Origin of the sequence: Streptomyces sp. NPDC057963, assembly GCF_042887155.1 — a bacterium.
In the GTDB taxonomy this organism is placed as follows: Bacteria; Actinomycetota; Actinomycetes; order Streptomycetales; family Streptomycetaceae; genus Streptomyces.
Map to the genome: position 1 here is coordinate 654,590 of NZ_JBHVPX010000002.1, position 12,047 is coordinate 666,636.

Genomic DNA, 12,047 nt, shown 5'->3' on the forward strand with positions numbered 1-12,047 from the left:
GGCTCCGCCCGGACCTCGCTCGTCAAACGCCGGAGGGGCTGGGGCGCCCCGAGCGCCTGTATGTTCGGGCGGGGCCTCCAGGGACCCCTCCGCTCCGGATAGGCTGGGCGGATGACGCGAGCCGAGCAGCCAACGGTCGTGAGCCCCACCTCCGACACACTTGCCGCAGACTCACGCGAGCGCGCCGTACGAGCCCTGTTGCGTGTTCCCCCGCTGAAGCGGTTGTGGAGCGCCCAGCTCGTCGGCAGTATCGGCGATGCACTCGCCCTTCTCGTGCTGGTGCTGATGTCGCTGCAAGCGGCGGTCCTCGAGGGCTCATTCGGGGCCGGGTACCGAGGGGCGGCGTTTGCCGTCGCCGCGGTGTTCGGTGCCCGGATCCTTGCCACCCTGCTCTTCGGAGCCGTACTCCTGGGGCCGCTGACGACGCTCACCGCGCCCGGAGGGCCGCTGGACCGGCGGTGGCTGATGATCGGGACGGACGGGCTGCGGCTCGCGCTGCTGGTCGTCGCGCCCCTGTGGATCGACTGGATGCCGGACCAGGCACTCATGATGATCCTCATCACCGTCTTCGTCGTCGGCGCCGCCGAACGCCTGTGGACGGTCGCCAAGGACGGCGCCGCCCCCGCGCTGCTGCCCGCCCCGCCCCCCGAGGGCGCCGCGGTCCGCCCGCTGCCCGACCGCCTCGACGCACTGCGCCGGCTTTCCCTCCGTACCGACTTCGCCGCCATTCCGGCCGCCGCGGCCGTCCTGCTGATCGCCACGCTCGTCGGCAATCTGCTGGGCTCTGGGCTGGAGTGGTTCTCGCTCCACCAGGCGGCCCTCGGCTCGTACGTCGCGGCCGGGCTCTTCTCGGCCTCGATCTCCACCCTGTACTTCCTGGAACTGCCCGGTACGCAGACGCCCCGTCCGCGCTCCCCGCTGGAGGGCCTGCGACGGCCGTCGACCGCCGGTGGACCCGACAAGGGCCGCACCGGAGCCGTACCGCTGATCGTCGGCGCCTCGGCCGCCGTCGCCGGAGCCATCGCGGCCGCCGCCGCCGTCGCCGTACTGCACGCCGCCGAGCTGGGCGGCGGGCCCGCCACCTTCGCCCTGCTGATCCTCGGCCTGACCGGCGCCACGGGTGTCGGCATCCGTACCGCGGGGAAGGTGCTGCCCGAGCTGTCGCGGCGCCGGCTGCTCGCGCTGGCCATCGCCGTCACCGGCATCGCGCTCCTCGCCATGGGCCTCGTGCCGGACACGGCGACCGTGCTGATGATCGCGGTGCTCGCCGGATACGCGGCCGGTGTCGCCGCCGGCACCGGTCATGTCCTGGTCGACCAGGAGACCGAGGAGTTCCGCCGGGCCAGGACCGCGGAACACCTCCAGGCCGTCGTACGGGTCCTCGTCGCGCTCGGCGCGCTCGCGGGCCCGCTGCTGGCCGCCGCGATCGGCACCCACCGGCTGACCTCCGGCGACTTCGTCTTCGCCCACGGCGGAGCGGCCTTCGCCCTGATGCTGATCGGCGCGCTGCTGCTGCCCGTCGCCGTGATCGTCCTCGCGAAGACGGACGACCGCTCCGGCGTGCCGCTGCGCCGCGACCTGCGCGAGGCGCTGCGCGGCGGCGACCCGGCCGTCGCCCCCGCCGCGACCGGTTTCTTCCTCGCCCTGGAGGGCGGCGACGGCGCCGGCAAGTCCACCCAGGTCGAGGCGCTCGCCGAGTGGATCCGTGCCAAGGGCCACGAGGTCGTCGTCACCCGCGAGCCGGGCGCGACCCCGGTCGGCAAGCGGCTGCGCTCGATCCTGCTCGACGTGTCGTCGGCCGGTCTCTCCCACCGGGCGGAGGCACTGCTGTACGCGGCCGACCGCGCCGAGCACGTCGACTCGGTCGTACGTCCGGCGCTGGAACGCGGCGCGATCGTCATCTCCGACCGTTACATCGACTCGTCCGTCGCCTACCAGGGCGCGGGCCGTGATCTCTCCCCGACCGAGATCGCCCGGATCTCGCGGTGGGCGACGAGCGGACTCGTACCGCATCTGACGGTCCTGCTGGACGTCGACCCGGAGACCGCGCGGGAACGGTTCACCGAAGCGCCCGACCGGCTGGAGTCCGAGCCGCCCGAGTTCCACGCCCGGGTGCGGTCCGGCTTCCTGACACTGGCCGCGGCCGACCCGACCCGCTACCTCGTGGTGGACGCGGGCCAGGATCCGGAAGCGATCAACACGGTCGTACGCCACCGGCTCGACCAGCTCCTTCCGCTCTCCGAGGCCGAGATCAAGGCCCAGGAGGAGGCGCGCAAGGCCGCCGAGGAGGAGGCCAGGCGAAAGGCCGAGGAAGAGGCGGCCCGCAAGGCCGAGGAGGAGCGGTTGGAGCGCGAGCGGCAGGCACAGCTCGCCAAGCTCCGCGCCGAGGAGGAGGAGCGCAAGCGCCAAGAGCTGGAGGAGGCGCGTCGGCGCGAGGCCGAGCGCCAGGCCGAGGAGGCGCGGCAGCGTGCCGAGGAAGCCCGCCGTCTGGCCGAGGAGGAGCGGACCAGGCGAGAGGCCGAGGAAGCGGCTCACGAGGCCGAGCAGGCCCGGCTGCGCAGGCAGGCCGAGGAGGAGGCCCGGCTGCGCAAGGAGGCCGAGGCGCGGCGGCTGGAGAAGCAGCGCAAGGCCGAAGAGGCACTGCTGCGGGCCGAGGAGGCCCGTCGGCAGGCCGAGGCCGAGGCGGCTGCCGCGGCGGAGTCGGCCCGGACGGAGGCGGCAGCGGCAGCGTCCGTACCGGACAACGAGATCACGGTGCCGACTCCGATCGTCAACCCGAACGATGTGACGCAGCCGGTGCCGTCGCCGGTCACTCCGTCCACGCCCTCGTCTTCGTCCGCGTCTTCGTCCGCACCTTCGGACGAGGCCGAGACGGCGATGATTCCGAAGATCCACGACCGTTCGGACCGTTCGGGTCGGCCTGAACGCCCTGGCACGGCGGACGCCGCGGGTGCCGCGGACGAGACGGCGGTTCTTCCTCCGGTACGGGACGAGCGGGACGCATACGACGCACGGGCCGCCCGGGAGGCCAATCCGGCGGACCGGGTTCCGAGGGGCATCTTCCGCGACGAGCGGCCGACGGGCTCCGCCCGGGAGAGCGAGAACGAGCGCACGCGCGAGCTTCCGCAGATCGGTGACCCGCACGCGGGTGCTCCGCGGCAGGCTCAGGGCCACTGGAACGGTCAGGAAGACGAGGAACGGCAGGATCGCCGGAACCGGCGTCCTCGTCCCGACTGGGCCGAGGAGACTCCGCTGGACGATCTGCCGACGCTGGCGGACGAGCTGCTGGGCGATCACGACGGGGAGGGCTCGGACTCCTCGGGCCGGGGACGCCGCCCGCGCCGCTGATCCGCGGCGGGCTGCCGGGCGGCTCCGCCCGGCAGCCGGACCGCGGTGGCGCCCGCCCGCCGTCCCTTCGCGCCGCTGTCCGGCCGTCCCGCTGTCCAGCTGTTGTCCCGCTGTCCGGCCGGGATTGTCAGACCCGTCCCTCACAATGGGAAGCCGGATCGGGGAGCCCGGTCGGGGAAACCGGGGCCGGAAAGTGGGCCAGGAAAACCGGTTCCGGGAAATGGGTCCGGGGCCGGGGAAGCCGGACCGACAAGCAGCGACACCACAACCGCGTGACCGCAGGGCACGACAGCCGCGCGGCCGCACACCACCGGAAGGGCGGTGACCCGTGACCGTATGGGACGACCTCGTCGGCCAGGACCGCGTGCAGGAGCAGCTCGGCGCCGCCGCCCGGGACGCCGATGCGCTGGTCACCGCCCACTCCGCGGGGGAACCGGTGGCTCCGGGTTCGAAGATGACCCATGCCTGGCTGTTCACCGGGCCGCCGGGCTCCGGCTGTTCCACCGCCGCCCGCGCCTTCGCCGCCGCGCTCCAGTGCACCAGTCCGGACCGCGCCCTGGGCGGCGCACCGGGCTGCGGCTTCTGCGACGGCTGTCACACCAGCCTCATCGGCACCCACGCCGACGTCGAGGTGGTCCGTACGGACCTCCTCTCCATCGGCGTGAAGGAGACCCGCGAGCTGGTCCGCCGCGCCCAGCTCTCGCCGGCCGTCGGCCGCTGGCAGGTCATCGTCCTGGAGGACGCCGACCGGCTCACCGAAGGCGCGGGAAACGTCCTGCTGAAGGCCGTCGAGGAGCCCGCGCCGCGCACGGTGTGGCTGCTCTGCGCGCCCTCCCTCGAAGACGTGCTGCCCACCATCCGCTCCCGCTGCCGCCACCTCACCCTGCGCACACCCCCGGTCGACGCGGTGGCCGATGTCCTGATCCGGCGCGACGGCATCGATCCGGAGCGCGCCGCGTCCGCCGCCCGCGCCACCCAGGGCCACATCGGCAGGGCCCGGCGCCTCGCCACCGACGAGCGGGCCCGCTCCCGTCGCGCCGCCGTGCTCAAGCTTCCGCTGCGGGTCGAGGACATCGGGGGCTGCCTCAAAGCCGCCCAGGAGCTGATCGACACCGCCACCGAAGACGCCAAGCAGGTCTCGGAGGAGGTCGACACCAAGGAGACGGAAGAGATGAAGGCGGCGCTCGGTGCCGCCGCCGGGGGACGGATGCCGCGCGGCACGGCGGGGGTGATGAAGGAGCTGGAGGACAGGCAGAAGCGCCGCAAGACCCGTACCCAGCGCGACAGCCTCGATCTCGCGCTCACCGACCTGACCGGCTTCTACCGCGACGTCCTGGCGATCCAGCTGGGCTCGCGGATCGCCATCGCCAACGCGGACGCGGAGGACGCCCTCGACCGCATCGCCCGCTCCTCCACGCCCGAGCGCACCCTGCGCCGGATAGAGGCGGTGATCGCCTGCCGCCGGGCGCTGGACCGCAATGTGGCGCCGCTGCTCGCGGTGGAGGCGATGACGATGGCGCTGCGCGCGGGCTGACACCGGGCGTTGCCACGCGCGACGACATCGGCCATCAGGCACCGTGCATCACCGCCACCTCATCGCGCATCACTGCTACCTCACCGCTACCTCATCATTTGTCATCGTTCGTCGCTGCTTTCACCCGTACGAGCGGGAAATCGGGTGAGCCGTCGCGCGGCGACTACGCTCCGGGGATGGACACCAGGCGCCCGCTCCGCATCCTTGCCACCGCGCTCGGCACTGCCGGCCTCCTCGTCTCCGGCTGCAGCAGTGGCAGTTCCACGGGCGCCTCACCGTCCGCCGCCTCCGTCCCGTCCGCCGCCTCCGTCCCCGCCGCGCTCAAGCCGTACTACGCACAGCGGCTGGACTGGCGGGACTGCGGAGTCGAGGGATTCCAGTGCACGACGATGAAGGCGCCCCTGGACTACGGGAAGCCGGACGGAGGCGACATCAAGCTGGCCGTCTCCCGCGCGAAGGCCACCGGGCCCGGCAAACGGATCGGCTCCCTCCTGGTGAATCCGGGCGGCCCCGGCGGTTCGGCCGTCGGCTATCTCCAGAACTACGCCGCCGTCGGCTACCCCGCCCAGGTCCGGGCCCGCTACGACATGGTCGCCATCGACCCGCGCGGAGTGGACCGCAGCGAGCCCGTCGAGTGCCTCACCGGTCCGCAGATGGATGCCTACACGCAGGTCGACCAGACACCGGACGACGCCGGAGAGGTCGCCAGGCTGAGCGGCGCCTACAAGGAGTTCGCGAGCGGCTGCGAGCAGCACTCCGGGAAGGTACTGCCGCATGTCTCGACCGTGGAGACGGCACGCGACATGGACATGCTGCGAGCCCTGCTCGGTGACGAGAAACTGCACTACGTCGGGGCGTCTTACGGCACCTACCTCGGTGCGACGTATGCCGATCTCTTCCCCGCCAGGGTCGGCCGCCTGGTCCTGGACGGGGCGATGGACCCGTCGCTCTCCGCCGTCGAGGTGAACCGTGACCAGACCGCGGGTTTCGAGACCGCGTTCCAGTCCTTCGCCGCCGACTGCGTGAAGAAGGCGGACTGCCCGCTCGGCACCACCTCCACCGCCGATGCGGCCGCCCGCCTGAAGCAGCTCTTCGCCCGCCTCGACGCCAAACCGATCCCCACCGGCGACTCCCGCAAACTCACGGAATCCCTCGGCACCACGGGAGTCATCGCTGCCATGTACGACGAGTCGTCCTGGCCGCAGCTCCGCGTCGCCCTCGCCGGGGCCGGGAAGGGCGACGGCTCCGGCCTGCTCTCGCTGGCGGACAGCTACTACGAACGCGAACCGAACGGCACGTACGCGAATCTGATGTTCGCCAACGCCGCCGTGAACTGCCTGGACCTGCCGCCCGCCTTCGCCGACGCCGATGCCGCCGCCCAGGCGGTTCCCACTTTCGAGAAGGCGTCCCCGGTCTTCGGCAGGACCTTCACCTGGGCCGCCCTGAACTGCGCCCACTGGCCGGTCCGGCCCACCGGTACCCCCCACCGCATCGAGGCGAAGGGCGCGGACCCGATCGTCGTGGTCGGCACCACCCGCGACCCGGCGACCCCGTACAAGTGGGCCGAGTCCCTGGCCGGGCAGCTCTCCTCCGGCACTCTCCTCACCTACCGGGGCGACGGCCACACGGCCTACGGCCGCGGCAGCCACTGCATCGACACGGCGATCAACACCTACCTCCTGGACGGCACCCCGCCGAGCGACGGCAAGCAGTGCTCCTGATCCCGCCGGGCCGCCACTGACTCGCCGCTGACCGCTGCTGACCTGCCGCCGACCGCTGCTGACCTGCGAAGACGGACCGAATCCGGGCTGGTGCGGAGCACCCCCGGAAACTGTGTAGACTTGGCGACGCTGCTGATCGCACCATGGTGTGACAGGGCGTGCCGCCTTAGCTCAGTTGGCCAGAGCAACGCACTCGTAATGCGTAGGTCTCGGGTTCGAATCCCGAAGGCGGCTCTGTAGAAGCCTCAGGACTCACTCGCCGTGACCTGGGGCTTTTGCTTTTCCTCGGCTGAGTGTGGCCGCACTGCCGCCCGATTTTCTGCGCCTGTGTTGCGACGGCTCAGTGACGGGAGCCACGTTCACGGGACTGGCGGGGCGCCAGTCGAATGCGGGCGCATCCTCCCCGCCCGATTCGATGGCGGGGGCAGGCGGACGGGGTGGAGCAGTTGGTGCGGGGAGAGGTGGGGATCCGTATGGGGTGAGGATCAAAAACCAAATGGCATGCTGCGGGTGAGTGCGGTGCCCGGTTGTTAGCTTCGCTCCATCAGATCGACGTGGGACGAGGGGAGTTCCGGGCATGCAGTACAAGATGCTGGTGTTGACGGTGCTGGTTTTGGCATCAGTGATCGTTGGGTTGCTGGCCGGAATTCTGCAGTTCGCGGGGGGCGGCCGGATCGTGGGAGCGGTCCAGGGCGGGGCCATGGCGTTCGGTGTCTCACTGACGCTGGGGCTCGGCGTCGTCAGCTCGATGAGGCTGCTGTGAGGGGACGCGAGGGACCGGTTCATCCGCTCGTGTTCAGGCGTGTGTGGCGTGCCATCGACGAGCTGGGCGAACTCACCGCGCCGTCGGCCGCCTACCGGCTCGCACTGCAAGTGATCTTCCTGCGTGCTGCCTGGGAGCCACGGCTGCTGACCAGGTCGCCGTGGGATTTTCTGACCCGGGCGGCAGCCGAGGCGCGCGGGAACGGCCGCTTCGGTGCGACGGAGTCGGTGCTGAGCGAAGTCTGGGCTACGGCCGGCGTCGAGACGTTCGTCCAGTTGGGGACTCGTAGTTCCATCCGTACACCCGGGCTGTCCGGCGAAGCCGATCTCCGGCTGGCAGCCCTGATCACCGCGGTGGCCGAGGTCGAGAGTGTGGAAGGCATGTTCGACGCATGCCTCGACCGCTACTCGCATCAGTTGGGCCGAGGCGGGGATTACTACACACCGCGGAGCGTCGCCGGACTCATGGCGGGTCTGGCCGCCCCGCGCGCCGACGAGAGTGTCCTCGACCCTGCCTGCGGGTCGGGCGGGCTCCTCGTCGAAGCGGCGCGGTCGGTACGCGCTGAAGGCTCTCCGAACGATGTTCCGCGAGTGTACGGCCGTGACATCGACGCCGGGGCCCGTCAGGTGTCGGCGATGAACAGCGTCCTCAACTCGCTGCGCGGGGACTTCGGAACGAGCCCCACCAACAGCCTGCTGGCCGGGCCCACGGGCCTGTCGCCCGATGTCGTTCTCGCCAACCCCCCCTTCAACATGAAGAACTGGGGCTACGAGGAGTTGCGCGGAGGCATCCGCTGGACCTTCGGCATGCCCCCCAAGGGCAACGCGAACTTTGCCTGGATCCAGCACATTCTGAGTGAACTCTCCCCGCAGGGACGGGCTGTTGTCCTGTTGGCGGAAGGCGCGACGGCCAAAGGCATGGGTGGAGTGGAGCAGGAGATCCGCCGACGCATGGTGGAGGCCGATGTGCTCGGGGGTGTGGTCGCGCTGCCTGCGCGGCTGTTTCCGCACACCCGCGTGGCCGCAAGCCTGTGGCTCCTCAGCAAGGACAAGAACCAGCACCCCGGCTGGGGAAGGACATCGCGTCGCGGTGAGGTCCTCTTCGTGGATGCGAGGCGGCTGGGAAGGCGTACGGACGGGGCACAACGTCACCTCACGGTGGAAGACGTGACGCGGATCTGCCGAACGTTTTCGGCGTGGCGTGGCGACCGAACGATTTCGGCGTGGCGTGGCGACCGCATCGCGGATGGAGCGGTTGCCGGGGGAGGAACTGACACGCCGGTCGAGGAACCCGAGTGGTGCAGGACCGTGCTGCGTGACGAGATCGCGGAGTGCGACTACGACCTGACGCCCAGCCGCTATGTCCGCTCGCGGTCCGAGACCTCGGTGGGTGCCAGAGGCCCGGCCAGGGACCGGAACCGGAGAGAAGAAATGCGGAGAGAGCTCTATGACCGTTTCGACGAAGCCGCGCACATCAACCGTCGGCTCCGTGCCGTTCTGGGGGGACCATGAGAAACGAAGCGGCTCCTCAGCGTGACGACGCCCGGCTCTCGTCGTCGATCGGGTCCGTGTATCCGCTGGGTGACCTACCGGGCGTTGCCTCGGTGACGTATGGCGTGGTGAGCCCCGGACCGCATGAACCGGGGGGTGTGGCCCTCTTGCGGGCCGGCGACATCACTGGAGGGGCCGTGGACCGGAGCAACCCCATGAGGATCTCCGCGGAGGTGCACAAACGCCATATCAGGACTGCGCTCACGCCGGGCGATCTCGTGGTCGTTCTGGTGGGCCGGATCGGTGACGCCGCGGTGGTCGGCGAGGAACTGGCGGGGTGGAACGCCGCGCGGTCGGTCGGCATCATCACTTTCACCGACGAGGGCCGCGCCCACGGGATCGGAAGGTGGCTCCTCTGGTGGTTGAGGATGCCCGAGGCCCGGGACTGGTGCGCGGCGCATTCGGCAGGTTCCGCACACTCGACGCTCAGCATTTCCACCCTGCGGCAGTTGAACGTGCCGTTGCCGCCCCCGGAGCCCCGTAACCGGCTCTTGCGCACCATGAACCTGGTCGAGCAGCGGATCGCGATCAACGCAAGGATCGCCGGGTGCGCCGTCGAACTCGCGGACCTGCACTTCACGAGAAGCGAGCAGGGCGGCGGGGGCCTTTCCAAGCGTGCGGTGTCCGACGTGGGCGATGTGATCAACGGAGTCCTGAGGGAGAAGTCCCCCGAGACCGCGGGCACGGAGGGTGTCGCCTGGGCGGCGCCGAGCGAAGTGCTGCAGAGTCCGCTTCCCCACGTCGACCGGACCAGCCAGCGCACGTGGACGCATCCCGATGCGGTGTGCGCACCTGGCGTGCTCCTGATCGCCCCGAGGCCCGACGAGGTGAAGACCGTCGTGTCCAGCATTCCGGTGGTTCCCGGCCGGGGTCTTCTCGCGCTTCGTACCGCCGACGAGGCGGACAGGATGTGGATGTTGCACGCGCTCAGGTCCAGGAGCCATGAGTTGGTGTCGACGGCGCAGGGGGCCCAGGCGCGTGAGATGCGCCTGAAGGCATTCTCCCGTTGGAACGTGCCATGGCCGGATTCCGCTGTGCGGCGGTCCTTCGCCCGGGTTGCGGGGCCGCTTCACGAACGGGCCTGTGCGGCGGTTTCGGAGAACCGGGCCCTTGAGGCCCTGATCGCCGCCGAGTTGGCCGAGGTCCTGCACGCCCCGTCGATCGGTTCGGCTTTGAAGGGAACAGGGGATCCGGCACATGCCACATCGTAAGAAGGCAGCGGCCGAAGCGGCCGCCGATCTCCTGTGGAAGGCCACGGACGCGCTGCGCGGAGCTGTGGACGCGGCGCAGTACAAGGAATTCGTGCTCGCCCTGCTCTGCCTGCGCTATGTGTCCCTCGCCTTCGAACAGCGGCGGCGGCAGATCACCGGGAGCCCTGATCTCGCGAACGTCCCCGAGAACCATCGGCAGTTGATTCTCGACGACCCGTACGAGTACGCCTCGGAAGGCGTCTACTGGGTTCCGCCGGTCGCGCGCTGGGACGCGATCGCCGAGCGTCTGCGCGACCCGGAGTGCGATGCCGGTGAGGTTCTCGACGAGGCCGTGCAAGCCGTGATGCGAGAGAGCCGGGACCTGTCCGGTGCCTTTCCGACGGTCTTCGCCATGCCCGGCGTCGACCTGGATCGCCCTCTGAGGAGACTGTTCGCGCTGCTCGGCGACGACCGTGTCGCCGGAGCGGGGAGCCGTCCGCCGCGTGACGTCATGGGCGGGCTGTACGAGTACTTCGTCGCACGGTTCGCCCGTGCCGAAGGCAGACGCGGTGGCGAGTTCCACACCCCGGCGAGTGTGGCGCGGTTGTTGGTCGGGATGGTGGCGCCGCGCGAGGGGCGGATCCACGACCCTTGCTGCGGTACAGGTGGACTGCTGATCCAGGTCCGGAAGTTCATCGAGACACACGGCGGTCGTCCTGGCCGGGATCTCCGGATCTGGGGTCAGGAGTTGAACCAGCGCACGTGGCGGCTGGCGAAGATGAATTTCACTGCTCACGGAATGGACCCGACAGCCGTGGGCGACAGCTGGTCCGACACCTTGGCGGAGGATCGGCTGCCCGACCTCAAGGCCGACTACGTTGTGGCCAATCCGCCGTTCCACATGGGCGGGTGGGCGCGGACCGAGCTCGACCCGCGGTGGAGGTTCGGGGTTCCGCCGCAGTCCAATGCCAACTACGCCTGGCTGCAGCATGTCATTTCCAAGCTGGGTGAGCGCGGTTGTGGCGGCGTCGTGCTGTCGAACGGCTCGATGACCTCGAATCAGCTGGGCGAGGGCAGTATCAGGGCAGCGTTGGTGGAGAGTGATCTGGTCGCTTGCATGGTGGCCCTGCCGGCCCAGTTGTTCACGCACACGCAGATTCCGGCGTGCGTCTGGTTGCTGGCCAAGGACAAGTCGTCGCAGGGGGCGGAGAGGCTGGTCGACCGCCGCCGAGAAGTGCTGTTCATCGACGCGCGCAACCTGGGCACGCTGGTCGGCCGTGCGGAGCGCGTGCTGGCGGAGGACGACCTCGCTGCCGTCATCGGGACGTATCACGCCTGGCGCGGCACAGCGGATGCCGCGTCGTACCGGGACGTGGAGGGATTCTGCCGATCCGTCGGGCTGGAGGAGATCCGCGCACTGAACCACGTGCTCACCCCCGGGCGCTATGTGGGCACGTCGGAAGCCAAGGAGGGCGAGGGCGACAGGGAGCCCATTCAGGACCGGATCGACCGGACTACCCGGGACTTCTACAGTCTCCTGGACGAAGCGGACCGGCTGGAGGCGGACATACGCGAGCAGCTGCGCGGCGTCCACCGGAACCCGTGGACGCCGCCCGCCAACTCCTGAGTAAGCGGTGGCCAGAGGAATCGGTGCGGCGCGGTCCGTCCGGGACCCACGTGCAAGGAAGCCCTCAGGAGCCCCGCGGGCCGAGGTTGCCGTGTTTGCTGCCGCATTCCGGCGGCGGAGTTCTGCGTTTGACACGCCACGCCCCGGTGGGAGGGTTGAAGTGGCGTGGAGTGCGGCCCCTCGTGCGACCGGTGAACCCGCGTGCAATCAAATGAACCCATTCCCTTATGCGGTCAATGAATCTTCCTTGTGTGCATTCCGGTGAAAGGTTTTTCGGGACAAGGCCCGTAGGGGCCTGGGCGGGACCGGAATGA

The 12,047-nt window shown here is 70.3% G+C and carries 7 protein-coding genes and 1 tRNA gene; all 8 read left to right on the forward strand.

Going from position 1 to position 12,047, the window contains the following annotated elements:
* Nucleotides 1-111: 111 nt before the first annotated feature.
* The 8 genes from tmk to ACFVT1_RS06775 all read left to right on the forward strand — a co-directional run bounded on the left by tmk (nucleotide 112) and on the right by ACFVT1_RS06775 (nucleotide 11,733).
* Nucleotides 112-3,348 (forward strand): dTMP kinase, encoded by a 3,237-nt coding sequence (gene tmk, locus ACFVT1_RS06740; protein ID WP_389793158.1) that lies wholly within the window; start codon nucleotides 112-114, stop codon nucleotides 3,346-3,348.
* 328 nt (nucleotides 3,349-3,676) lie between these two features.
* Nucleotides 3,677-4,882 carry a DNA polymerase III subunit delta' gene (locus ACFVT1_RS06745; protein WP_389793160.1) on the forward strand — a complete coding sequence of 402 codons (1,206 nt, stop codon included), beginning with the start codon at nucleotides 3,677-3,679 and terminating at the stop codon, nucleotides 4,880-4,882.
* A gap of 176 nt (nucleotides 4,883-5,058) precedes the next feature.
* Entirely contained in the window at nucleotides 5,059-6,603 is a 1,545-nt protein-coding gene (locus ACFVT1_RS06750; protein WP_389793162.1) for an alpha/beta hydrolase, read from the forward strand.
* Nucleotides 6,604-6,763: 160 nt separating this feature from the next.
* Nucleotides 6,764-6,837 (forward strand) — tRNA-Thr (locus ACFVT1_RS06755).
* Between the two features lie 343 nt (nucleotides 6,838-7,180).
* Nucleotides 7,181-7,366 carry a hypothetical protein gene (locus tag ACFVT1_RS06760; RefSeq protein WP_362193423.1) on the forward strand — a complete coding sequence of 62 codons (186 nt, stop codon included), beginning with the start codon at nucleotides 7,181-7,183 and terminating at the stop codon, nucleotides 7,364-7,366.
* A 110-nt stretch (nucleotides 7,367-7,476) separates the two neighbouring features.
* Nucleotides 7,477-8,877 (forward strand): N-6 DNA methylase, encoded by a 1,401-nt coding sequence (locus tag ACFVT1_RS06765; protein WP_389793165.1) that lies wholly within the window; start codon nucleotides 7,477-7,479, stop codon nucleotides 8,875-8,877.
* 194 nt (nucleotides 8,878-9,071) lie between these two features.
* A complete protein-coding gene (locus ACFVT1_RS06770) occupies nucleotides 9,072-10,127 on the forward strand; it encodes a hypothetical protein (protein WP_389793167.1) in 1,056 nt (351 codons plus the stop codon).
* Entirely contained in the window at nucleotides 10,114-11,733 is a 1,620-nt protein-coding gene (locus ACFVT1_RS06775) for an N-6 DNA methylase (RefSeq protein ID WP_389793170.1), read from the forward strand. Before ACFVT1_RS06770 ends, ACFVT1_RS06775 begins: the two co-directional genes overlap by 14 nt.
* Nucleotides 11,734-12,047: the final 314 nt, after the last annotated feature.

Bases quoted from the DNA above. Each gene is read 5' to 3' on its own strand.
- tmk (WP_389793158.1), top strand. From the start codon at position 112: ATGACGCGAGCCGAGCAGCCAACGGTCGTGAGCCCCACCTCCGACACA.
- ACFVT1_RS06750 (WP_389793162.1), top strand. From the start codon at position 5,059: ATGGACACCAGGCGCCCGCTCCGCATCCTTGCCACCGCGCTCGGCACT.
- ACFVT1_RS06760 (WP_362193423.1), top strand. From the start codon at position 7,181: ATGCAGTACAAGATGCTGGTGTTGACGGTGCTGGTTTTGGCATCAGTG.
- ACFVT1_RS06770 (WP_389793167.1), top strand. From the start codon at position 9,072: ATGAGGATCTCCGCGGAGGTGCACAAACGCCATATCAGGACTGCGCTC.
- ACFVT1_RS06775 (WP_389793170.1), top strand. From the start codon at position 10,114: ATGCCACATCGTAAGAAGGCAGCGGCCGAAGCGGCCGCCGATCTCCTG.